The organism is Klebsiella grimontii, assembly GCF_900200035.1.
Lineage (GTDB): Bacteria > Pseudomonadota > Gammaproteobacteria > Enterobacterales > Enterobacteriaceae > Klebsiella > Klebsiella grimontii.
This window is the reverse complement of sequence record NZ_FZTC01000021.1, coordinates 1-21,555: the sequence shown is the minus strand read 5'-3', so window position 1 is coordinate 21,555 and position 21,555 is coordinate 1. Positions and strand designations below refer to the sequence as shown.

Genomic DNA, 21,555 nt, shown 5'->3' with positions numbered 1-21,555 from the left:
TGTCCCTTCGCTGGACAAGGTTTATTACATTCGCGTGATGCTTGCGGCGAAAAAGCAGTTACAATTGGCCTTTTCGTTGTGTCGGAGTCGGAGTAGGTTGTGCGCGCGGATAAATCACTTAAGCCATTTGAAATTCGGCTGTATCGCCATTACCGCATCGTCCATGGCGTGCGAATAGCATTGGCCTTTGTGCTCACCTTTGTGCTGGTGCGCCTGCTTAACGTTCCTGAAGGCACCTGGCCTCTCATCACCCTGGTGGTGGTGATGGGGCCAATCTCCTTCTGGGGAAACGTCGTACCGCGCGCGTTTGAGCGCATCGGCGGCACGATCCTCGGCTCGGCGCTCGGGCTGGTGGCGCTTAAGCTGGAGCTCATCTCGCTGCCTATCATGCTGCTGTGGTGCGCGGTGGCGATGTTCCTCTGCGGCTGGCTGGCACTGGGCAAAAAGCCTTACCAGGCGCTGCTGATCGGCATCACCCTGGCGGTGGTTGTCGGCGCGCCGCCGGGCGATATGACGACCGCGCTCTGGCGAAGCGGCGACGTTATCTTCGGTTCCCTGCTGGCGATGCTGTTCACCGGTATCTGGCCGCAGCGGGCCTTTCTGCACTGGCGCATCCAGATGGCCAGCTACGTCACCGCCTTCAACCGGCTTTATCAGGCCGGCTTCTCGCCGAACCTGGTAGAGCGTCCGCGTCTGGAAAAGCACCTGCAAAAGGTCCTCAACGACGTGGTGAAAATGCGCGGATTGATTACGCCCGCCAGCAAAGAGACGCATATCCAGAAAGCCATCTTTGAGGCGATCCAGACCGTCAGCCGTAACCTGGTGTGCATGCTGGAGCTGCAAATCAACGCTTACTGGGCGTCGCGTCCCGGCCACTTCGTGATGCTTAATGCCCATACGCTGCGCGAAACCCAGCAGATGACTCAGCAAACGCTGTTGACTATCGCCCACGCCCTGTATGAGGGCAACCCGCAGCCGATCCTGGCCAACAATGAAAAGCTCAACGAAATCGTTGCCGAACTGCGCCAGCTCATCAAAGAGCAGCAGGACGACAATTTCTCCGAAACGCCCATTCATGGTTATGTCTGGTTAACTATCGAGCTGGCGCGTCAGCTCGAACTGCTGTCGCATTTGATCTGCCGGGCATTGCGTAAATAAAGACCAGACTCGCGTGGTTTTTCCATCGCTTGCTTCGATTCAGCAGCGTTTAGGGTTATGATAACGGCAAAGGAAAAAACATTGTCATCAGCGGCTGCTAACAGTTATGTTAGCCCTATGTAGCAGTCGCTTTAGCGAATCCGAATCTCAAATATTAGGGGTATAAAAATGGAAACAACTAAGCCTTCTTTCCAGGACGTACTGGAGTTTGTTCGCCTGTATCGTCGTAAGAACAAACTGCAGCGTGAAATTCAGGACGTTGAGAAAAAGATCCGTGATAACCAGAAGCGCGTCCTGCTGCTGGACAACCTGAGCGACTACATCAAGCCGGGCATGAGCGTTGAAGCTATTCAGGGCATCATTGCCAGCATGAAGAGCGATTACGAAGATCGCGTTGACGACTACATCATCAAAAACGCCGAGATCTCCAAAGAACGTCGCGACATCTCTAAAAAGCTGAAAGCAATGGGCGAAGCGAAAGTAGAAGATAAATCTGCCGAGTAATTCCCGTTTAAGCGCTCCGGCGGCGCTCGCTGCCGGAGTTCCTCTTCTTTCTCTTGCGCCATCTCGCAAATCCTTCGCAAAACACCCCATGCAACGCTGAATCTTTCCCGAGGAATTTGGTATACTTCCGCGGTAAACATATTGATATCGGAAGGGTTTATCTCATGCTGTCCCTGCAACAGGTGCCGCCGCGATGATACTGATTACCGGCGACGCCCATAGCGGCCAACGCCGCGACGCCGAATCTTTACTCAACTCTTTCGTTTCGGCGATCTACATCGCTACCTCCCGGATATCCGACAATCAAATCGCCGCGCGCATTCAACACCACCGTGATACCCGGCTTGCCCACTGGCGGCTGGAAGAACGCGGCCGCGCTCAAGCCGCGCGCACAAGTCAGGTTACGGCCGGCGGCGGAGATGAATAACCGCTGGCCGCGGGGTTTATCGACAGGAGTCCTCTCTCAATGATTAAGTCTTTTTTTGCCGCATTATCGTTTATTAGCCGCCTGCCGGTCCCGGCGCGTTTATCCCAGGGGCTGGAAATTGAACAATATCAACGCAGTATAGTCACATTCCCCCTGGTCGGATTGCTGCTCGGGGCGATTGCCGGCGCCGTCGTGATGCTGCTCCAGCCGTGGTGCGGCAGCCCGCTTGCCGCGCTGCTCGGCGTGCTGGCGCTGGCGCTGTTGACCGGCGGCTTCCATCTTGATGGACTGGCGGATACCTGCGATGGCATTTTCTCCGCCCGCCGGCGCGAACGGATGCTGGAAATTATGCGCGACAGTCGGCTGGGCACTCACGGCGGGCTGGCGCTGATTTTCGTGCTAATGGCGAAAGTGCTGGTGGTCAGCGAGGTGGCGCTGCGCGGCACGTCGACGCTTGCCGCGCTGGCAGCCGCCTGCGCCGTCGGCCGCGGTATGGCGGTGCTGCTGATGTATCGCCAGCGCTACGCCCGCGAAGAGGGGCTGGGCAACCTGTTTATCGGCAAAATCACGCTGCGTCAGACGCTGATTACCATGGGGATCGCTTTGGCGCTGGCGACAGTGCTGCTCGGAGTTAACGGTCTGCGCGCGGCGCTTATCACGCTGGTGCTGGTCTGGGCGCTGGGTCAGGCGCTGAAGCGTACTCTGGGCGGGCAAACCGGCGACACGTTAGGCGCGGCGATTGAGCTGGGCGAAGTCATATTTCTGCTGGCCCTGCTGTAGGATTGGCTTTCTTCCCGGTGGCGCTGCGCTGACCGGGCTACGGGTTAACAGCGCTCTGCGGGGCGGTAGCCCGGACAGGCGCATCGCGCGGCCTTCGGGATATGTGCCGGGTTGACGAATCGGCGTGGCTTCTCACCGGCTCGCGCTGCGCTTAGCCGGGCTACGGGTTAGCAGCGCTCTGCGGGGCGGTCGCCCGGACAGGCGCATCGCGCGGCCTTCGGGAAATATGCCGGGGTTGACGAATCGGCGTGGCTTCTCCCCGGCTCGCGCTGCGCTTAGCCGGGCTACGGGTTAGCAGCGCTCTGCGGGGCGGTAGCCCGGACAGGCGCCTCGCGCCGCCTCCGGGAAATGTGCCGGGATATTATCCGGCACCTATGGCTATAGCGCTTTTTGCCATACGCTCTGCGGCAGGAGATAAACGTCCGCCGGTGCCGTCATGCCGTCGGTCACAATATGCTGAATGCCGCTGGCCATCACCGCCAGGGTGACGTCAAAGGCGTTCAGGCTATCGCCAAAGCCCGCGGTCAGGTTGAGCATCGAACCGTTCGCCAGCAGATAAACGGTTTTATCGCCCATCCGGTAAGCGTTGATATAGGGCATGACCTCTTCCTGCGCAAACTGACGCAGGTACTCGCAGTCAATCTCTTCCGCCACGTGACCCACGTTGAGGATAAACACCCCATCTTTGGACTTATCCAGCGCCTGGCGGTTAACGACTTTTTTGCCGCCGGTCGCTGTGGCCACCACGTCCGCCGAGGCGATAGCCTCCTGTAATTCAACGACGTGCCAGCCATCATAGGCCGCCTGTAATCTCCGTGCCGGGTCGATTTCCGCCACCATCACCTGGCCGCCGAAGGCCTTCGCTGCCGCCGCGACGCCCTGGCCGACCAGACCATAGCCGATGACCAGCACTTTTTTCTCATGCAGGGTCAGGTGGGTTGTCTGGAAAAAGGTATGCCACGCGGTCAGGCCGACCATATGACGGTTGTGCAGTCCTTCCTTAACCGGCAAATCATCCCAGTTAAAAATCGGATAGCCAGGACGAATATCGCCCAGACGGCTCACGCCCGAACCTGTCGCTTCAAGCCCGGCGACAACGTTGCCGAACTCCCCGCGCTGATGCAGTAGGGTCGTGATATCCGCGCCCATTTCGCACAGATGCGTCGGCTGCCAGGCAATCGCTTTTTCCCACGATTGCTGCCAGTCGGCATCGCTCATATCGCGCCAGGCGCAGGCCTCCGCGCCGCGCTCCACCAGCCAGGCGACCACCTCATCCTGTACCGTGGTTGGGTTACAGGTGGTGAGAAAAACCTTCGCGCCTTTTTCCAGAATTCCCTGCACCAGCGGGATCATTTTCATATCGAGATGCATACAGCAGGCCAGACGCACCTCGCTGAGATCGGGCAGGGCGGCGACCTGACGCAGAGTGCGCGGCATATTCTGACTGGCCCATGCGATTTCTTTCTCTAATTTTATTTTGTTATTCAACGTGTTTGACCTTCAATCCATAGAATGCTGATACCCAGAGGTGAGGGGATTTTAACGTAGCGCGCGCCGTTTTTACATTCACAAAATGAATGGCAAAAAGCCACGATAAAGACATGGTTGTTAAAATAAGGTTAAAAAAAGAAAATAAAGCATAAGTTTTTACGATGACGTAAGCGAGCAGCAGGATGTTAAGCGTATTACCCGGATCGCTCTTTTCGCGGATCCGCATTTTTCTCGGTCGCCTGAAGCCACACGCCTTACCGGTCGCCAGAAAACATATTGTTCTGGCCTCGATCGGCGCCGGGACGGGCCTGGCGGTGACCAGCTTGTTCAGCCACTGGCTGTTAGGCGAGGTTAATATCTGGTTTATCGCCCCTATGGGCGCCTCGGCGGTACTGCTGTTTGGCGTCCCGAGCAGCCCGCTGGCCCAGCCTTGGTCGATTGTCGGCGGCAACGTGCTCTCGGCGCTGATCGGCGTGACCGTGGGCATAGCGATCCCGAACCTGGCGCTGGCCTGCGGCGTGGCGGCAGGGCTGGCGATCGCCGGCATGTACTTCCTGCGCTGCCTGCATCCGCCGGGCGGAGCGGTGGCGTTAACGGCGATCCTCGGCGGGGTGGGGATACAGAGCGAGGGCTACCACTTTGTTCTGACCCCGGTATTACTCAATTCCCTGATGCTGGCGCTGCTGGCCATCGTCTTCAACAACCTGGTCGGACGACGCTACCCGCACCCGCTGGCCGCGGAAGAGGTGAAGGCTAAAGCGGTGCCGCTGGGCCTGTCGGTGACCCGCGATGATATTCACGCGGCCCTGCTGGATGGCCAGTTTCTCGACATTGATGAAGACGATGTGCAGGAGCTGCTGGAAAATATAGAACAAAAGGCCAGACAGCGTATCGCCGGCGCCCGCCGATCCTGATTTTCCCGCCCCCCGCAGGGCGATGCGGCGCTCCGCATCGCCGCCAGGGCTACAGTTCGCCGGTAACGTACTGCGCCACGCCGCGGCCAAAGCTCCAGTCCCCTTTGTGGTTGCTGATTACCGAGATCATCAGGTCGTCGCCGCTCAGCCCGCAGTGCTCCTGGAGTTCAGCTTGCAGGATGGCATAAAAAAGCTGCTTCTGCTCTTCGCTGCGCGGGCTGGTATATACCCTCACCACCACCACCTCCCGGCTGCGCGTCAGCCCTAGCCCGGTGTCTTCAACGATCATATGGTAGGCTTTGTTTTCATGAACAATCTGGTAGCGGTCGCGCTCTGGCACCTTGAACGCCTGCACGACGGCGCGATGTGCCGCATCCAGCAGGGTTTTGATCTCGCTTTCGCTGCGTCCTTCAATGATATCAAACGTCAGTAATGGCATAGCAGATGATCCTTATTGTCGGGTTAACGGTCTGTGAATGTGATGCTAACCAATGCTGACGACGACAAAAACCGCTATATTTGAACGCATTGTTTTTCTCTGTGAACAATCGATATGCGCGAGATACGCCCGGAAATTTACTGGACCCATTTGTACTGGCTTACGGTGCTGGAGGAGCAAAAAAGCTATACCCGCGCTGCGGAAAAGCTGGCGGTCAGCAAATCCGCCATTAGCCAGAAAATTAGCGAACTGGAGCGGGTCACCGGGAAAACCCTGGTGCACCGCACCACCCGTAGCGTGACCCTAAGCGAAGATGGCCTGCGGCTGGTGGCGGAACTGAACGAGCCGTTTGGGCAGATCCGCGAGATCTTTACCGGCACCTGCGATGAGGAGGGCGGCCCGCTGCGCGGTACGCTGCGCCTGACCGCGCCGGTGGCGTTCTCACGCCAGCAGCTAGTCCCGGCCATTACCCCTTTTCTGCATCAGCATCCGCAGCTTCATCTCCAACTGGAGGTGACCGACCGGCTGGTGTCGCTCGCCAGCGAGGGGTTCGATCTCGCCATTCGCCACTGTCGTCGCGAGCTGCTGCCGGAGACCCACGTGGCCTGGCCGCTGTGCCGTACGGCTACCCTGGTGGTCGCCTCGGCGGACTATATTCGCCGCTTTGGCCGTCCCGATTCGCCTGACGCGTTGCGTCAGCATCAATGCCTGACCTACCCGCGCGGGCCGCAAAGCCCGCACTGGACCTTTGAGCGCAACGACGAGCGGGTGAGCGTTAAGGTGCAGGGGCCGTTTGCCACCAATAACAGCGAATCCCTGCGCGACGCGGTGCTGGCGGGGCTGGGTGTTGCCTTACTGCCGGATTTTAGCGCCAGGGAGGCGATTGGCCGCGGGCTGGTACAGGAGCTGCTGCCGGGATGGCGGCCGGTGGATGTGTTTGCGGAAAGTCTCTACGTCATTCGCCCCTACACGCCACGCGTATCGCGGGCGGTAGAGGCCTTTAGCCGCTATCTGAAGGCGACCTTCAGCTGATATTATCGAGCTGCTGCGCCAGCGCCTCGCGAAAGCGCGGCAGCAAATCGGCCCCGTCTGAAATCAGCTCCGCCAGGGTCACGGTTTTATCGGCGCGGTAAACCCGCCCACTGCCGAGCCGGGCTTCAAAATCATTGGCTGCCCGGTGAGCCGCTGCCAGGTCGGCATCCAGCAACACCACCGCGTGCGCGAGAACCACATGGCCTTGACCTTCCGCCATCGGTCGCCAGTACTGGGCCGTGCCGGCTATTTTTCGCGCATTCTCGCCCTCGCCGCAGGCCAGATTATAGCGACCATCGCAAAAAGAACCATTGACCGCCTGGAAGTGGCTGGCCACGCCGAAAGTCGCCAGCGTGCGCTGCAGCAGCGCGCAGAGGGAAAGATAAATCGGCTCTGCGGCTTCGCCCAGCGAGTGATAAACCGGCCAGGCCAGGCTGAGATTGACAATTCCCGGCCCCTGCGGCACCAGCCCGCCGCCGGAGCGGCGCAGCCAGACCGGCCATCCCCGGCTGGCGAACTGCTCGCTCGTCGCCGGGAGTTCAGCAAATTTCCGATAGCTTCCCGGCACCACAAACCCCTGCGGGGCCTGCCAGAGCTGAACCACCGCTTCCCCGTCGCGAGCCCGGTCAAACAGCGGTTGCTCGGCCAGCGTTGGGTCGGCGCAGTAGCGAACCGGCAGCTGCTGGTGGTTAACGCGCAGCGGCCAGCAGGGATCCTGAGTCATCATTTCTCCTTACTGAGGTTCTTCGTCATGGCGGCTGGGTTTCATCAGCATCGCCGTGAGGGCGGAGAGCAGGCAGCCCGCGGTCAAGTAGATAGCGACGCTATGCCAGGCGCCGCCGGATAAGGTGACCAGGGCGGCGGCGATAAACGGCGTAAAACCGCCGCCGACGACGCTGGCGACCTGATATCCCACCCCGGCCCCGCTGTAGCGATAGCTGGCGCCGAACATTTCGGTAAACATCGGCTGCTGTACGCAAACCACCATGTCGTGCGCAATATTCGCCAGCATGAGCGCGAAAAACAGGATCCAGAAGTAAGACTGGCTTTCGAGCGCCATAAAGAACGGGAAGCCGCTGAGGGTACCGATCAGCGCGCCGATGATATAGACGCGGCGTCGACCGAAGCGGTCCGCCAGCCAGGCGAAGCAGGGGATGGTCAGGCAACTGATGGCGCCGACGAGCAGGCCAATATTCAGGAACAGCTCGCGCGGCAGACCGAGGTTTTGCGTCGAATAGTTGAGCGCAAAAGCGGTGACGATATACATGGTCAGCAGTTCGCACAGACGCAGACCGATAATCATTAAGAACGCGCCCGGATGGCGGAATAGCGCTTCCACGACCGGCAGACGCTTTTTCTTTGGCTGCCCCTGCTGTTCGCGCTGCTGCTGTTCAAATTCGGCGGATTCCGCCATGCCGTTGCGGATCCAGAGCGCCGCCAGCACCAGCACGACGCTAAACAGGAACGGCAGGCGCCAGCCCCAGCTGAGGAACTGTTCATCGGTGGTGCTGGCGCTTATCAGCGATACCAGCCCGGTAGAGAGCAGCAGCCCGACGCCGTAGCCCACCTGTACGCCGCTGCTATAAAACGCTTTCTTATTTTTCGGCGCGCTCTCTACCGCCAGCAGCGCCGCGCCGCCCCATTCACCGCCCACCGCAAAACCCTGGACGGCGCGCAGGAGGACCAGCAGAACCGGCGCCCACCAGCCAATCTGGCTGAAGGAGGGAAGCAGACCGATACAGGCGGTGGCGATCCCCATCATCCACACCGTCAGCATCAGCATGCGTTTACGGCCGAGGCGATCGCCGAAATGGCCAAAGATAATGCCGCCGAGAGGGCGGAAGAGGAAGCCGACGCCGAAGGTGGCAAACGCGGCGAGGGTGCCCATTGCCGGGCTGATTTGCGGGAAAAACTCCCGGTTAAATACCAGCGCGGCGGTGATGCCATAAAGAAGAAAGTCGTACCAGTCGACCACGGCCCCGGCGAAGCTGCCCCAGGCCGCTCTGCGGGCGCGGTTGAGTGAGCATGCCTCCTTGCCGGGGCGTTGAGAAATTAACGTTGAGTCCATACCTGTCCTGTCTGTTGCTGAGTTTTTAATTATTGGAATGAGACGCTTTTCGGATCCGCGCCAGCCTTGAGACTACCGCGCGGATGGTTAAGAGAAAAGATTTTTACCTGCTCTGGGCGTTTAAAGGCATAAAGGGTTTGCTTAACCGGGCGCGGGACGTCTTTGCGACGCGTTCAGAATGTGAGCTTCGGAGTCCGCTTATTGTTTTTAATTTTAATTTTTGAACTCAATGGGGACACCTTTTAAGAAATGACTTAAATGGTTTACAATTAACAAGTCTCCAATTTCGGAAGGGTGAGTTAAATGCGTTTAATTTTTGCAGCTTTATTTTGTGTTATGGTTTCCCCTTCCGCTTTTGCAGAAAAACTGCCAGCGCCGGTGGGCCAACCCGTTTTAACTATTTCCGGCCTGATTAGTAATACGAATGAGGGTGATACCGCCGTTTTTGATGTCGCGGCATTAGAAAAGCTGGGGATGCAAACGGTGATCACAACCACGCCGTGGTACTCGGGAAAGGTGCGCTTTGACGGCATTTCCCTCAGTAAACTCATGGATTTAGTCGGTGCCAAAGGTAAGTCGGCGCGGGTGCTGGCGCTAAACGATTACACCACCATCGTACCCATCGATGATTTTCATAAATTTCCGGTAATTTTGGCTTTAAAAATGAACGGCGAATATATGCGCATTCGCGATAAAGGGCCTTTATTTATTGTTTATCCCTACGACAGTAGCCCGGAATTGCAGAATCAGATTTATTATTCCCGTTCGGCATGGCAGGTTTCGAAGATTATAATTGAGTAAGGGTTTGATCTTGAATCGAATACTCACTGCCATTATTTTGTTGCTCTTCCTTGTGACCGGTTACATTACTTATCTGGTGCATGAGCGGCAAAGTGAGCTGCAAAAATTAACGCGTTATACCGATTCGTGGTCCGTTTCCCAGATAGTCTCCGAGTACATGCGCCTCGAGGCGCGGCTAAGCGCGATGGGGCTGGAGGTGAAGGGAAGCGACCACGATGAGGTACGCCTGCGCCTGGAAATTATGATGAGCCAGATCGCGCTGCTGCAGCAGGGTGATTTGGGAAAGTTTATCGGCAAAGATCCTCACCGTAAGGCGATAGTTGACAGCCTGATTGGTCTTCTGGGCCGGCTGGATAAGCAGCTGGATACCATGTCGACAGCGCAGCTGAAGCTGATGCTGCAGGAGATGAGCACTCTCGACGGGCCGTTGACCTCGCTTGCGTCTACTTCACTCGCCCAGGATTTTAATCTTGTTAATCTGACCCACGATAAAATACAGAACCTGTATTACATCTATTCGGCTATTTCTATTCTGCTGATTATTCTGTGTATCACTCTTGGGCTGTTGATGCTGAAGCAGAATAACACCCTGCGTCGCGCCCACGTGCGGATGAAATTACTGGCAACCGATCTGCAGGCTTCAAAAGAGAAGCTTCAGGTGCAGAACCGTCGGCTGCAGTACGATGCCTATCATGATTCGCTGACGGGTATGCCCAACCGGCTCTCTTTCTGGCAACGTCTGCAGGAGGTCGTTAATCAGGTGCGGCCTTATAACGGCTCGGCGGTCGTCATGCTGTTTGACCTGGATAATTTCAAGGACGTCAACGATACCCAGGGGCACGATGCCGGGGATAAGCTGCTGCAGGATTTGGCCAGCCGTCTCTCCTTTTTTCGCAAAACGTCAGAAACGCTGTACCGGCTGGGAGGGGACGAGTTTGCTCTGGTTTCGCACGATCTCAACGAGGAAATGGCGCTGGAGCGGGCGGAGGCGATCCGGGAAAAGATCAGTCAGCCGTATCAGATTTACGATACGCTGATCCAGATTGGCGCCTGTATCGGGATTGTTATCTCTGACGGCGAAAGCCGCACCGACTATTTATATAAATGCGCCGATCTGGCGCTGTATGAAGCGAAAAAAGCGGGGTCCGGTAAAGTCCAGGTATACCGCCCTGGGTTGCTTCAGCGCCAGCAGGAAAACAAATCCTTCGAAGATGATCTCATGCAGGCGCTGAACAAAGGTGAGTTCAGGGTTTACTATCAGCCGATAGCTGACACCCTGAACGGTGAAATCTACGGCTACGAAGCGCTGGTGCGCTGGTTCCATCCGCTGCGCGGCAGCGTTCCGCCGACCGAATTTATCCCGGTCGCGGAGAAGATTGGCCTGATTAATCAGCTGGGCGAGTGGGTGTTGAGAACCGCCTGCGAAGCGGCCGCCAGCTGGTCGTCGCCGCTAAAAGTGTCGGTTAACGTGTCGCCCATTCAGCTGATTAATAGCTCGCTGACCGATACCGTGGTGGCCATATTGAGAAGCACCGGGCTTGACCCGCATCGTCTGGATCTGGAGATCACCGAATCTGACGTCTTTAACGAAAATACCCGCTCTTTAGAGATCCTCAGCCAGCTGCGCGAGCTCGGGGTGCAGATCTCGATTGATGATTTTGGTACCGGCTACTCTTCGTTATCGCGTTTAAGCTACTTCCCCTTTGATAAGATAAAAATCGACCGCTCTTTTGTCATTAATATTCCTGACCAGAAAGATGACCTCGATATCGTCAGGCTGATTATCAGCATGGGCAAAAGCCTGCATATGCGTATCGTGGCTGAAGGGGTCGAAACAGAAGAGCAGCTGCAGTCGTTACGCAAATTAGGCTGTGACCTGGTACAGGGCTATTTAATCGGTAAGCCGGGGCCGCTTAATTCACCCGAAAACAGGTAGTTCATCTCTTAATAAGGGCAATGTTAATTTAGCTGAACATTGCCCTTATTTATTTTAAATCGCTGTAATCCCTAATAGGTATAAATAGGGGTAGAGATTCGTGTCGTTAAAAAATAATACCCTTAGCGATTGAAAGGGGTATATCATATGCAACATATTTTCCTGGTTCCGACCGTATATGCGGCGCGTTAAGAGAGGCAAAATCATGCAGCGAATCATTATTCCTACCCACTATGTGCATACCCGGAGCACGCCGCTGTGGACCAAACAGACGGCGCCGGCCTCAATCTGGAAGCGGCACCTGGATGCCGGTACCCGCCAGGGCGTCTATCCGCGTCTGTCGGTCATGCGCGGTGCGATCCGCTATTTTGGATATGCTGATGAGACCAGTGTGGATCCGCTGGAAACCCTGACCATTGCCGAAGGCGAATTTGGCGTTTTTCCCCCTGAGAAATGGCACCGCATCGAGGCGTTAACGGAGGATACCATTTTTAATGTTGATTTTTACGTTGACCCTAAAATTCTGATCGAAGGATAGGCATTATGATGAACAGTGAAAATAAAGGCTATGCGTTAGCGGTTATCAACGGCAACAATAAAGAGAAAAAAGAAAAAGTCTATCTTAAGCCGATGGCTCTTTATGTACCTGATATCGCCGCCCAGGCCGTGTCTGAACTTATTTCTACGCTGTCGGCGGATAACGCCGGAGGAAAAGGATTTATATTAACGGTGACCAATAATAATAACGGCGTGTCGGTCGATAGCGAATTTGCGACCCTGGCCGGGCTGCAGGATCCGCAGACGGCGGCCGACGCGGTAAAAGACCTGATTAATATTGTCCGCGGCTACGAGTCCGACGAAGAGACTAACGTCTGCGGCTGGTAGTCGTGTGCCGAAGGCAAATCGTCAGCTGACGCTGGTCACCCCGCGTTGACCAGCGCCATTCGCGTCAGCGGTAGCCAGCGGTTTTTAGCGGCGAGTGATGTGTTTGACATTGTATTTGTTGGTATTTTGGTAAATATCGGATAAATCGACAATGGTATTGTTATGCGCATAGCTGATTGACTGCACCCGTAGCAAAAGGCTGTTTTGTGGAACCTGCAAGAGCTCTGCCTGTTCGCGGGTGGCGAGAACCGGGGTATAGCTGCGGTGGCTCTCCAGAATGGTGATATTGCACTCTTTCTTGAAATAGTTAAATTTCGATCTTTCCAGATTTCCGACGCTTAACCAGGGAAAAATCGACACCGGTATATAGCTGTTTTCAATCAGAATAGGCGAGTCGTCAATCATCCGGATGCGTCTGACGTAATAGACCTTTTCACCCGGCTCAATTTTCAACTGTTGTGCGATCGCCAGAGGCGCATCGATCATCGTGAACTCAATAACCTTGTTATGATAGTTGGTGACGCCGCCGATGTGCATCTGGTAGTTGAACCCGTCAAGCTCCCCACCGTGATAATTGCTCTTGCGCGCCACGTATGAACCGCTGCCGTGACGCTTGACGATCAGTTTCTCACTCTCCAGCAGCGTGAGCGCCTTACGGATGGTCATCACTGAGACCTCCAGCTCCCCGGCCAGCGCTTTTTCACTCGGGAGCGCATCTCCGACCTCAAACTCATCGCTATTGATGCGATTTTTTAGCCTGCCGGCGATTAATTTGTATATCACTTATAGATGTCTCCTGGCGGCGCTGTTTATTGAATTTTGTTTCTATCTTATTGATTTTAGAATTATATTTATTTTTATAGATTTTCGTGTCTTAGCTGTCATCTATTTATTTGATTTTATTTATATATCTATTACTTCAAGATATATATGACTTTCATCACAGATGACGATTTAACTCCTCTGATTTATTTCGGTCGACGCATAGGCTGAATCGCATGTTTCGAGCGCTGACGGTCGATAAGCAGTACGGGGGTGAGAATGATCGGGGTAAAAAAATTACAGGATTTTTCGAAGGCCATGATTGGGCCTGTGTTGTATTTGCCGGTGATTGGTCTGTTGATTGCGTTGCTCAGTATGACAACCAATAAAATTTGGCTAGCGGAAGACAGCTCGCTTTATCTGCTGGGGAAATACGTTTCCAGCATGCTGTGGGCAGTGATGAACAACCTTGGCTTCTTCTTTTGCCTCGGGCTGGCGGGGGGGCTGGCTAAAACCCGCAAAGCGGAAGCGGCTTTTGTTGCCGCAATGACCTGGTTTATGTACCTGGCGGCGAATAATAGTTGGCTAACCTTGACCCAGCGCCTCGCCGCCGGCGCCAGTAACGCGCAGCTTTACGGCAGCGGACAAACCTATATTTTTGGTTTCCAGGTCATTGATATGGGCGTATTTCTTGGCATCATTCTTGGCTGCGCGGTCGCTTTTATTCATAACCGGTTTGTCGAAATTGAGTTTCGCGGCGCATTCTCTATTTATGGCAATAGCAAGCTGGTCCTGATTATCATGATCCCGCTGGTCGGCGTATTTGCCATCGCCACGGTGTATGTCTGGCCGATCGTGGAACACGGCATCTCGGCGCTGACCGGGGTGATGAAAACCTTCGGGGCCGCGGGCGTTTTTCTGTATGGTTTTCTCAATCGTTTTCTTATTCCGACCGGATTACACCACCTGATTTGGTCGCCGTTTGTGTTTACCTCCATTGGCGGACAGCTGTTGATTGATGGACAGACGGTAGTGGGGGCAAAACCCATTTTCCTCGCGGAAATCGCCAATAACACCGGGGCCGCGTTAAGCGATTCGGCGCGATTTCTCACCTACGGGATGGTGAAAATATTCGGTACCGCCGGAATGGCGCTGGCCTTTTATAAAACCGCCCGGCCCGAAAATAAGCAAAAGTTAAAAATCACGCTGATTCCTTTGATTGTGACCTCGTTCCTGGTGGGCATAACCGAACCTTTTGAGTTTTTATTTATCTTTACCGCACCGCTGCTGTGGCTGGTTTATTCGCTGTTAGACGGGTTTTTCCAGATGCTGGCGTGGCTGCTTGATGTACGGGTCTGCGCCACCAACGGCATTATCGACTTTATTGTTTACAACATTCCGGCGGGAGCGCATCTCACGCGCTGGCCCGTGTTTGTCGCGCTGGGGCTAATGGAAACAGCGGCAATGTATTATGTCGGTAAGTTTATGATTATCCATTTCAAAATGCGAACGCCCGGCCAGGAACAAGAGGTCGCCGTGGTTAATCAACCGCCAAGCGCAGGTTCGCCTGACGCGGCGTCAGGGGAGCAGGTCATCCTCGGCCTTGGCGGCAAAGAAAATGTCTGTTCTGTCGATAATTGTTTTACGCGACTTCGGGTTGACGTGCGGGACCCTGCATTGATTCAGGAACATATTCTGAAGACCAGCGGCGGTACCAGCGTCATTATTAAAGGTCATCACGTTCAGGTTATTTATGGTTTAGGGGTTAATAAAATCCGTAACGCTGTGAATCGCTATTTAGATGTGCATGAATAATGAGGTGGAAGATGAAAAATAAATTTGTTGTGACTATTGCAGGCGGCGGCAGTACCTACACGCCGGGAATTGTGATGATGCTGCTGGAAAATATGGACAGGTTTCCGCTGAGCGAAATTCGTCTCTATGATAATCATCGCGATCGGCAAAGCGTTATCGGTGAAGCCTGTGCGATTCTGGTGGCTGAACGCTATCCGCAAGTCGCATTTAGCTTCACCACCGATCCGCAGGAAGCCTTTACCGGCGTCGATTTTGTGATGGCCCATATTCGCGTAGGCCTTTATGAGATGCGCGAAAAAGACGAGAAAATCCCGCTTAAGCATGGCGTGATTGGCCAGGAAACCTGCGGACCGGGCGGTATCGCTTATGGTATGCGCTCTATCGCCGGCGTCCTTGAACTGGTTGATTATATGGAAACGTATTCACCCGGCGCGTGGATGCTTAATTATTCCAATCCGGCGGCTATCGTGGCCGAGGCCACGCGTCGGCTACGCCCAACGGCCAAAATTATTAATATTTGCGATATGCCGGTGGCCATCGAAGGGTTATTTGCCGATATTCTCGGACTTAAATCGCGTAAAGAGATGAACGTGCGTTATTTCGGCCTGAACCATTTTGGCTGGTGGACCAGCATTACCGACAAGGCCGGTAACGATCTCATGCCGGCCTTAAAAAACCACGTTGCCGAACTGGGCTATTGCAGTCCGAAAGAGGATTTTCAGCATAAAGCGCCGAGCTGGATTGAGACCTTCAAAAAGGTGAAGGACGTCTTTGCGCTGGATACCGACACCTTGCCCAATACCTATCTGAAATACTATTTTTATGCCGATTATGAGGTGGCCCATTCGGACCCCGACTTTACTCGCGCCAACGAGGTGATGGCGGGGAGAGAGAAGGAGGTGTTTGATATGGCCAGAGAAATCGTCGCCCGGCAGAGCGGCAAAGCGGCGCATTTCCATGCCGGGGCGCATGCGACCTTTATCGTTGACCTCGCCTGCGCCATCGCCTTTAACACTCAGGAGAGAATGCTGCTGATTGTGGAAAACAACGGCGCTATTGCGAATTTTGACGATACCGCGATGGTCGAAGTGCCTTGCCTGGTGGGCGTTAATGGCCCCGAGCCGCTGGCGATGGGTAAGATCCCGCTGTTTCAAAAGGGGATGATGGAGCAGCAGGTGGCGGTTGAAAAACTGGTGGTGGATGCCTGGGTTGAAGGAAGCTATCAGAAGCTGTGGCAGGCGATGACCCTGTCCAAAACCGTACCGAGCGCTTCGGTGGCAAAAGCGATCCTTGATGAACTGATTGTGGCCAACCGCGGCTACTGGCCGGAACTGCGCTAATGCGCTGTCAACGCCCGATGTCTCCCGTCGGGCGCTGACTACACTGCGACGCCGGACTGCGGCTCCGCTTCGCCTGAGAGCTCCGCCATCATCTCCGCCACGTTTTCCCTGCCTACCGGCGCAGCGATGGCGTCCCCCTGAAAAGAGTCGACGCCCAGCGCTTTGAGTTTGTTAAATTTATCCCGGCTGTCCACGCCTTCCGCCAGACAGCGGCTGTCGGTCAACTGGCAGTAGTGGATGAGGCTTTTAATCAGGGCGAGCGCGTGCGGATCGCGCTGCATATCATTGACGATGCTCATATCCAGCTTGTAGGCGTTGAATCTCACCGTACGTACCGGAAACATCACGCTGCTTTGCGAGAAGCAGCCATCGAGCATGATACGAAAGCCGCGCTTTTGCAGGCGGGCGATATTGTCGGCTGTTTTGCCGTGGCGGTTGAGGTCGCTGTTTTCAGCGAACTCGAGCACCAGCCTCTGCGACCGCTGTGGCTGACGCAGCTGCTGGCGCGCGGTTTCCATCATGCGAAGCAGGTTATCATTACTGGCGACGGCGGCGGGAATATTCACGGCGAAATAGCATTCGCCAGAATGCCGGTTGATATTCTGTACCGCCTCCTGAAGCACAAAAGCGGTGAGCACCAGCCAGGCATATTCCGAGCCTATTTGCGGTAAAAACTCATCGGCAAGCAGCACGCTGCCGTTTCGGTTCCAGCGGGAGAGGATCTCCATCCCCTTTAATTGCCGGCGTTCATCGGCAATGGCCTGGAAAACCGGGAAGATATGTCGGGTGTGGATCGCATGGACGAGTTCGCGCTCGAAAGCGGAAAGGGCGGCGATGGGCTCGCTTTTCTGTTCTCGTATCTGGCTGCCGGGAAAACCGGGGGCCATTTCAGGATGGTGTTCCACCATTTTTTTTAATCCTGCGGTTCTTTGATTGTAGAGCGTTTTGTGGCTGATGCCGCGGCGTTTCGCCTGAGCGCTGGCGCTGTAGCCGCAGAGTAAACCGAGGATGGCGTCCAGCTCCGGCCTGGTGAGCCCGGCGGGGCGCTTGCCGAAAGCTCGCATCTCTTCCTCTGCCAGCTGTTCAAGGGAAGGATAGCCGTCGAGTATGGCGTCGCGCAGCAGCGCCGCCAGGCTGGGGACCGGCAGATCGGATGCGGCGGCCCGCACGGCTGAAAGCAGGCGACGGTCGGCGACCTGATGCAGCAGGGTGGACCACAGCCAGCTCGCCGGGCTGCGGCTGAGAAACAGCATGGGAAGCGGCGTGGCGGACCGAGCCAGCAGCGCGGCAGCCCGCTTCAGGGTGGCGAGAAGCCGGGCGGGAGCTTCAGGGAGAAAGACCACCACGCGGCGAACGCCAGCCGGTAGGGCAGGCGACTCTGACGGCAGCACGACGGGCCGGGTTCCCCCTTCCTCTATTATCCGCACCAGCCCCTCGGCGGCCAGCGAACAGGGCGACAGGATGCAGTCGACCTGCCGCCTGCCGGCAGGGGGCGGGGGGTTATTCGTAAACAAAGGTCACTCCGATAATTGACTGCACGTTACCCGCGGTCACCTGGCCGCTGGTGCGCGCGTAGTTGGCGGTTAATCCGAGGCTGACCGCCGAGGTTCCGACGTTGCCTAACGACACCGTGGTGTTGGCGGGAACGACGCTGCCGTTACGGGTTAGCTGAACGCCCACCCCCCGGGCAGGGGAGGCCGAGGCGGTATTGGTAAATATCGAATTGGCCGCGTTCTCCGTGGTACCGGAGAGGTAGTAGCCCAGATTCTGGTTTTGCGCGCAGTAAACCGTCAGCGGAATGGCGGCTGACGCGGGATATTCCGGCAGCGTCACCGTCACATCGCGAGCGGAAACGTCGCAGCCGCCGGTTGGCACCACGACGCTGTTGTTAGCGTAAATGTTCCATACGAACTGGAAGTCGTCATTATCCTTGTTGTTGGTCTGGCGCAGGATCAGGACCGCGATTAATGAACCGGCGGAAATCGCGACGCCGCCCGCGCTGCTGATGGGCGTCAGATAGAGGACGGTGGGCCAGGGGCTATCAACAATGGAATTGTAGGTCATGCGCGCCGTTTCGCTGGTGGTCGGGAACGGATAGCTGACGCCGTTATACCTGACGGTGCCGGAAAAGCTCGACAGTAAGCCGCCGTAGGCTGAACCGCGCTGCAGCGTCACGTAGTCGATCATGGTTTCCGGGAAATCGTTATGGCAAAAAATTTGCGTCGAGAGATCCACCACCAGGTTCTGCCCGACGCTGACCGCCGGCGCGAGGTTCACGTAAACGTTCGCCGAGCCGCCGCCGATGGGGATTGTCACCCCGGCGGCGGTTTTACAGGCGAACGACCAGGCGTTGAGCGACCAGCCCGCCAGCAGCAGCGTTAACAACAGGGTGACTATTTTTTTCATTCCTCTTTTCTCCTGGCTCAGGCGTAGGTATAGGTGACGTTAATCACCGCCTGGATCGTTCCCTGGGTAGCGCCGCCGTTGACCGTTAGCGCTCTGACCTGGAGCGGGAAGCTGGCGGTCTGGGTGGCGTCATCCACCTGTACCTCTTTTCTCGCGCCGGTATTCAGCGTGGTGCCGCCCGCATCCTGGAGCTCAAGCTGGATATTGCCGGCGGTACCCTGGTTTTTGTAATAGCCGGTGGCATCCGCCGTGCCGCTGAAGCTGGCGGTGACCCGCGATGTGCCGACCGGGCAGTTGCTCAGGTTGAGCGCCACGCTATGCCAGGGCGACGAAGAGCCGGCGGACACCAGGCTAAAGGTATAGAGATCGCCGAGATCGACGGTGGCGTTAACGGTGGAAACCGTACAGGGTTTGGCCACCACTTTGCCGTTAACGGTAATGGTGACGTCGGCGGCCTGTAGCGTCGGGGAGGACGCCGCCAGCATCGCGGCCAGCAGCCATCCGGAATAGGTCGGGTTCATCAGCGCCTCCGGTTACTGAAATTCAAGCGTGAAGGTTGCGGTTGCATTAACGTGTCCGGCGGTCACCGGCACCTGGGTGGCCATCAGCCGGGCGTAAAAGTTCAGCGTGTTGGCCTGGCTGGGGGTCAGCGTGGTCCAGGCGATCGCTGACGAAGCGGCGTTGAGCGGCAGCGCCGTTTGCCGCGCGTCAAGGATCTGCACGCCCATGCCTGCCGCCGCTGAAGCCCCGCCGTCGAGCTTTAACAGTTCGGTATTGCTGCTATCGGCAACGCCAACAAAGCCGACCTTGACGGCGGTGACCGAGCTGCCGCAGGGCGACAGCACGATGCGAAACGGCACCAGCGGCGTGGTCGCCCCAACCGCATGAAGCTGCCTGGCGGCGTTATTCATCAGATCGACGGTAAAATCTTTCGATTCACCCGCCACGGCGCAGGCGTTATCGCGGACGTAGCCGCTGATGGTGATGGTGCTGTCCGCCGCGCTGGCGTTGTTGACCGCCAGTGATACGAGGGCGCTCAGCAGGTAGAAGTTTTTTCTCATCATGGTTTCCTTAGCGGCACTCGGCGGACAGCGAGATCAGCATCTGGCTCTGTTTTTCCGGCGGCAGGCTGTAGTTCGCCTCGCAGCTGGCATTCGGGCCTTCACCCCATTTCGCCTGTACTTTGCCGACCAGCGGCATCCCGCTCAGATAAACCTGGCCGTTATCGGCGACGATGCTGCTGCCCTGGCTGCCGACAGAGGTGACCAGCGCGCCGAAGGGAACCGGCTTACCGTTATAGATGAGCGACATCAGCAGCTTGAGTCCGACGTGGGCCTTAAACTCCGCGCGAACTATCGCGCCGTGGGTTGGCACTACGCTGGCCACCGCGTCGTCCAGGTCGACGTTATCGGCCAGGCTGTTGGTGTTCAGCGCCACCCGGTTTTCCCGGTATTCGGTGGCGTAGGGCAGAACGGCGTAGCCGCGCCAGTCGGTCTGGACCCCGGTCTGGTTTTCTATTTTTACATTGTCTGCGCCGGGGGCTTTGATCAGCACCACCGTGTCGTTCATCGGCTGGCTCAGGGTGACGCCGTCGGCGTGGGCCAGCACGCCGCCGCTCAGGCCGTAGTACAGCTGTTTGATGCCGTCGCTGCGGCTGTAGCCGACGTTGGCATTGCCGTAGCCGCCGCGGTAGTTCAGCGCCGCGTAGCCGGTGCCGCCGCTGTTGCCCTCACCGCCGCCGGCGTAGCCGGTCTGCATGCTGTAGCTCAGGTTGTTGTCCTCCAGCAGCGTGCCGTATAGCCCCGCCAGGCTGGTGGTCCTGCCGTTCAGATCGTTGGACATGCTGTAGCTGGCGCTGGCGTGTCGCCAGGCCGACTTGCTGTCGGATCGCATCCAGTGGCTGAACGGAATATTGACGTTGACGGCCAGCATCTGGTCACGACCCTGCTGCCAGGCGTTTTTGGTCAGGCTGTAGCTCAGGGTCCAGTTGATATCGTCGACGGCGGCGTTAAGCCCGGCCTGGAGCTGCCGGTCGGACTTGCTGGTCTCCCAATAGGTCTGGTGGCTGCCGCTCAGGTAAAGCGTGGCGGTACGCCCCAACTGCTGGGTAACGCTGAGCTGCACTTTGCCGCGCTTGTTGTACGCGAGGTTGTAGTAATCGGTGAACTTCGGCTTTACCTCAATCACCCCGTCCTGGGTCTCGACGTTGTAGCCGCTCATCCGGCTGTAGGTGGTGTCGGCGAAGCTGAAATAGCCGCGCGTCGAGTAGCGGTAGCCCACCAGTTGAATATTGGTGCCGGTATCCGTCAGCGACTTGTTATAGAGGAAACGTACCGACTGCCCCTGACGCTCGCTGTCATCGGGCAGGGTGGCGTTGGCCTGGGTGATATCCAGCGACAGCGCCCCCAGCTCCCCCATATTTTTGCCGACGCCGAGGTTAAAGGCGCGGTAGCGGTCCGCCAGCTGGGTGCCGCCGTACAGCGTCCAGCCCGCCGGGAGACCACGCAGCAGAGTCCCCTGGAAGAACGTCGGTTTTTCCTGCTGATTGCTGCCGCTGCGATACTCTCCGGCGGTGACGGCATAGCGGGTATGGCCCTCACGCTGGAGCACCGGAACGGACGAGTAAGGGACGGTGAAGACCTGGCTGCTGCCGTCGGCCTCTTTGATGGTCACCTGCAGGTCGCCGCCGCTGCCGGCGGAGTAGAGATCGTTGATGGTGAACGGACCGGGCGGCACCGTGCTCTGGTAAATCTCATAGCCGTTCTGCTTCACCGACACCTGAGCGGTGCCGCGGGCA

22 protein-coding genes are annotated in these 21,555 nt (G+C 56.8%); 12 read left to right on the top strand and 10 right to left on the bottom strand.

Going from position 1 to position 21,555, the window contains the following annotated elements:
* The first annotated feature begins 99 nt into the window (after nucleotides 1-99).
* The 4 genes from KOSB73_RS20440 (at nucleotide 100) to cobS (ending at nucleotide 2,869) form a co-directional block, all read left to right on the top strand.
* A complete protein-coding gene (locus tag KOSB73_RS20440; RefSeq protein WP_004138799.1) occupies nucleotides 100-1,158 on the top strand; it encodes an FUSC family protein in 1,059 nt (352 codons plus the stop codon).
* 168 nt (nucleotides 1,159-1,326) lie between these two features.
* Nucleotides 1,327-1,662: a DUF496 family protein gene (locus KOSB73_RS20435; protein ID WP_004103624.1), complete on the top strand. Its 336-nt coding sequence runs from the start codon at nucleotides 1,327-1,329 to the stop codon at nucleotides 1,660-1,662.
* A gap of 193 nt (nucleotides 1,663-1,855) precedes the next feature.
* The gene (locus KOSB73_RS20430) at nucleotides 1,856-2,089 is read left to right on the top strand and encodes a bifunctional adenosylcobinamide kinase/adenosylcobinamide-phosphate guanylyltransferase (protein WP_004138801.1); all 234 of its coding nucleotides are present in this window, start codon (nucleotides 1,856-1,858) and stop codon (nucleotides 2,087-2,089) included.
* A 39-nt stretch (nucleotides 2,090-2,128) separates the two neighbouring features.
* Nucleotides 2,129-2,869, top strand: a complete 741-nt coding sequence (gene cobS / locus KOSB73_RS20425; protein WP_024359996.1) for an adenosylcobinamide-GDP ribazoletransferase — start codon at nucleotides 2,129-2,131, stop codon at nucleotides 2,867-2,869.
* 378 nt (nucleotides 2,870-3,247) lie between these two features.
* Here cobS and KOSB73_RS20420 read toward each other — a convergent pair whose 3' ends face one another.
* Nucleotides 3,248-4,357, bottom strand: coding sequence for an adenosylhomocysteinase (locus KOSB73_RS20420; protein ID WP_049087414.1), 1,110 nt, complete (start codon nucleotides 4,355-4,357; stop codon nucleotides 3,248-3,250).
* 185 nt (nucleotides 4,358-4,542) lie between these two features.
* Between KOSB73_RS20420 and KOSB73_RS20415 the strand changes: the two genes are divergently transcribed.
* Nucleotides 4,543-5,274 carry an HPP family protein gene (locus tag KOSB73_RS20415; protein ID WP_049099671.1) on the top strand — a complete coding sequence of 244 codons (732 nt, stop codon included), beginning with the start codon at nucleotides 4,543-4,545 and terminating at the stop codon, nucleotides 5,272-5,274.
* Between the two features lie 49 nt (nucleotides 5,275-5,323).
* On the opposite strand, the gene KOSB73_RS20410 is transcribed toward KOSB73_RS20415, so the two are convergent.
* A complete protein-coding gene (locus KOSB73_RS20410; RefSeq protein WP_049087413.1) occupies nucleotides 5,324-5,713 on the bottom strand; it encodes a tautomerase family protein in 390 nt (129 codons plus the stop codon).
* 114 nt (nucleotides 5,714-5,827) lie between these two features.
* Here KOSB73_RS20410 and KOSB73_RS20405 point away from each other — a divergent pair, with 114 nt between their 5' ends.
* The gene (locus tag KOSB73_RS20405) at nucleotides 5,828-6,745 is read left to right on the top strand and encodes a LysR family transcriptional regulator (protein WP_004138824.1); all 918 of its coding nucleotides are present in this window, start codon (nucleotides 5,828-5,830) and stop codon (nucleotides 6,743-6,745) included.
* Here KOSB73_RS20405 and KOSB73_RS20400 read toward each other — a convergent pair.
* Together KOSB73_RS20400 and shiA are read right to left on the bottom strand one after the other, a co-directional pair.
* Entirely contained in the window at nucleotides 6,738-7,469 is a 732-nt protein-coding gene (locus tag KOSB73_RS20400) for a lipoyl protein ligase domain-containing protein (protein ID WP_098140898.1), read from the bottom strand. The two genes, KOSB73_RS20405 and KOSB73_RS20400, sit on opposite strands and share 8 nt — an antisense overlap.
* Before the next feature lie 9 nt (nucleotides 7,470-7,478).
* A complete protein-coding gene (gene shiA, locus KOSB73_RS20395) occupies nucleotides 7,479-8,813 on the bottom strand; it encodes a shikimate transporter (protein ID WP_098140896.1) in 1,335 nt (444 codons plus the stop codon).
* A gap of 303 nt (nucleotides 8,814-9,116) precedes the next feature.
* Between shiA and KOSB73_RS20390 the strand changes: the two genes are divergently transcribed.
* The 4 genes from KOSB73_RS20390 to KOSB73_RS20375 all read left to right on the top strand — a co-directional run bounded on the left by KOSB73_RS20390 (nucleotide 9,117) and on the right by KOSB73_RS20375 (nucleotide 12,435).
* Nucleotides 9,117-9,614 carry a putative pterin-binding protein gene (locus tag KOSB73_RS20390; protein ID WP_004138833.1) on the top strand — a complete coding sequence of 166 codons (498 nt, stop codon included), beginning with the start codon at nucleotides 9,117-9,119 and terminating at the stop codon, nucleotides 9,612-9,614.
* A 10-nt stretch (nucleotides 9,615-9,624) separates the two neighbouring features.
* On the top strand, nucleotides 9,625-11,550 hold the full coding sequence (locus KOSB73_RS20385) for a putative bifunctional diguanylate cyclase/phosphodiesterase (RefSeq protein WP_024359991.1): 1,926 nt from the start codon (nucleotides 9,625-9,627) through the stop codon (nucleotides 11,548-11,550).
* Nucleotides 11,551-11,755: 205 nt separating this feature from the next.
* On the top strand, nucleotides 11,756-12,088 hold the full coding sequence (locus KOSB73_RS20380) for a TehB family protein (protein WP_098140894.1): 333 nt from the start codon (nucleotides 11,756-11,758) through the stop codon (nucleotides 12,086-12,088).
* Between the two features lie 8 nt (nucleotides 12,089-12,096).
* On the top strand, nucleotides 12,097-12,435 hold the full coding sequence (locus KOSB73_RS20375) for a DUF1869 domain-containing protein (protein ID WP_098140926.1): 339 nt from the start codon (nucleotides 12,097-12,099) through the stop codon (nucleotides 12,433-12,435).
* Nucleotides 12,436-12,519: 84 nt separating this feature from the next.
* Here the strand turns inward: KOSB73_RS20375 and KOSB73_RS20370 are convergent, their stop codons facing one another.
* Nucleotides 12,520-13,218, bottom strand: a complete 699-nt coding sequence (locus KOSB73_RS20370) for a GntR family transcriptional regulator (protein WP_098140892.1) — start codon at nucleotides 13,216-13,218, stop codon at nucleotides 12,520-12,522.
* Between the two features lie 258 nt (nucleotides 13,219-13,476).
* Between KOSB73_RS20370 and KOSB73_RS20365 the strand changes: the two genes are divergently transcribed.
* Together KOSB73_RS20365 and KOSB73_RS20360 are read left to right on the top strand one after the other, a co-directional pair.
* Complete coding sequence (locus tag KOSB73_RS20365) at nucleotides 13,477-15,012, top strand: PTS transporter subunit EIIC (RefSeq protein ID WP_064342923.1); 1,536 nt, start codon at nucleotides 13,477-13,479, stop codon at nucleotides 15,010-15,012.
* Nucleotides 15,013-15,023: 11 nt separating this feature from the next.
* Nucleotides 15,024-16,352: a 6-phospho-alpha-glucosidase gene (locus KOSB73_RS20360; RefSeq protein WP_049089510.1), complete on the top strand. Its 1,329-nt coding sequence runs from the start codon at nucleotides 15,024-15,026 to the stop codon at nucleotides 16,350-16,352.
* Nucleotides 16,353-16,390: 38 nt separating this feature from the next.
* On the opposite strand, the gene KOSB73_RS20355 is transcribed toward KOSB73_RS20360, so the two are convergent.
* The 5 genes from KOSB73_RS20355 to KOSB73_RS20335 form a co-directional block, all read right to left on the bottom strand.
* A complete protein-coding gene (locus KOSB73_RS20355) occupies nucleotides 16,391-17,866 on the bottom strand; it encodes an EAL domain-containing protein (protein WP_171820865.1) in 1,476 nt (491 codons plus the stop codon).
* Nucleotides 17,853-18,758 carry a fimbrial protein gene (locus KOSB73_RS20350; RefSeq protein WP_024359988.1) on the bottom strand — a complete coding sequence of 302 codons (906 nt, stop codon included), beginning with the start codon at nucleotides 18,756-18,758 and terminating at the stop codon, nucleotides 17,853-17,855. The genes KOSB73_RS20355 and KOSB73_RS20350 overlap by 14 nt, the downstream gene beginning before the upstream one ends.
* Nucleotides 18,759-18,775: 17 nt before the next feature.
* Nucleotides 18,776-19,279: a type 1 fimbrial minor subunit FimG gene (gene fimG / locus KOSB73_RS20345; RefSeq protein ID WP_004138850.1), complete on the bottom strand. Its 504-nt coding sequence runs from the start codon at nucleotides 19,277-19,279 to the stop codon at nucleotides 18,776-18,778.
* A 12-nt stretch (nucleotides 19,280-19,291) separates the two neighbouring features.
* Nucleotides 19,292-19,819: a type 1 fimbrial adaptor subunit FimF gene (gene fimF / locus KOSB73_RS20340; RefSeq protein WP_024359987.1), complete on the bottom strand. Its 528-nt coding sequence runs from the start codon at nucleotides 19,817-19,819 to the stop codon at nucleotides 19,292-19,294.
* A gap of 10 nt (nucleotides 19,820-19,829) precedes the next feature.
* Nucleotides 19,830-21,555 (bottom strand): fimbria/pilus outer membrane usher protein (locus tag KOSB73_RS20335; RefSeq protein ID WP_098140890.1); only part of this gene is annotated, 1,726 nt, incomplete at its 5' end.

Excerpts from the sequence above, each read along its gene's own strand:
- KOSB73_RS20435 (WP_004103624.1), top strand. The coding sequence starts at position 1,327 with ATGGAAACAACTAAGCCTTCTTTCCAGGACGTACTGGAGTTTGTTCGC.
- KOSB73_RS20430 (WP_004138801.1), top strand. The coding sequence starts at position 1,856 with ATGATACTGATTACCGGCGACGCCCATAGCGGCCAACGCCGCGACGCC.
- cobS (WP_024359996.1), top strand. The coding sequence starts at position 2,129 with ATGATTAAGTCTTTTTTTGCCGCATTATCGTTTATTAGCCGCCTGCCG.
- KOSB73_RS20415 (WP_049099671.1), top strand. The coding sequence starts at position 4,543 with ATGTTAAGCGTATTACCCGGATCGCTCTTTTCGCGGATCCGCATTTTT.
- KOSB73_RS20410 (WP_049087413.1), bottom strand. The coding sequence starts at position 5,713 with ATGCCATTACTGACGTTTGATATCATTGAAGGACGCAGCGAAAGCGAG.
- KOSB73_RS20405 (WP_004138824.1), top strand. The coding sequence starts at position 5,828 with ATGCGCGAGATACGCCCGGAAATTTACTGGACCCATTTGTACTGGCTT.
- KOSB73_RS20400 (WP_098140898.1), bottom strand. The coding sequence starts at position 7,469 with ATGACTCAGGATCCCTGCTGGCCGCTGCGCGTTAACCACCAGCAGCTG.
- shiA (WP_098140896.1), bottom strand. The coding sequence starts at position 8,813 with ATGGACTCAACGTTAATTTCTCAACGCCCCGGCAAGGAGGCATGCTCA.
- KOSB73_RS20390 (WP_004138833.1), top strand. The coding sequence starts at position 9,117 with ATGCGTTTAATTTTTGCAGCTTTATTTTGTGTTATGGTTTCCCCTTCC.
- KOSB73_RS20380 (WP_098140894.1), top strand. The coding sequence starts at position 11,756 with ATGCAGCGAATCATTATTCCTACCCACTATGTGCATACCCGGAGCACG.
- KOSB73_RS20375 (WP_098140926.1), top strand. The coding sequence starts at position 12,097 with ATGAACAGTGAAAATAAAGGCTATGCGTTAGCGGTTATCAACGGCAAC.
- KOSB73_RS20365 (WP_064342923.1), top strand. The coding sequence starts at position 13,477 with ATGATCGGGGTAAAAAAATTACAGGATTTTTCGAAGGCCATGATTGGG.
- KOSB73_RS20360 (WP_049089510.1), top strand. The coding sequence starts at position 15,024 with ATGAAAAATAAATTTGTTGTGACTATTGCAGGCGGCGGCAGTACCTAC.
- KOSB73_RS20350 (WP_024359988.1), bottom strand. The coding sequence starts at position 18,758 with ATGAAAAAAATAGTCACCCTGTTGTTAACGCTGCTGCTGGCGGGCTGG.
- fimG (WP_004138850.1), bottom strand. The coding sequence starts at position 19,279 with ATGAACCCGACCTATTCCGGATGGCTGCTGGCCGCGATGCTGGCGGCG.
- fimF (WP_024359987.1), bottom strand. The coding sequence starts at position 19,819 with ATGAGAAAAAACTTCTACCTGCTGAGCGCCCTCGTATCACTGGCGGTC.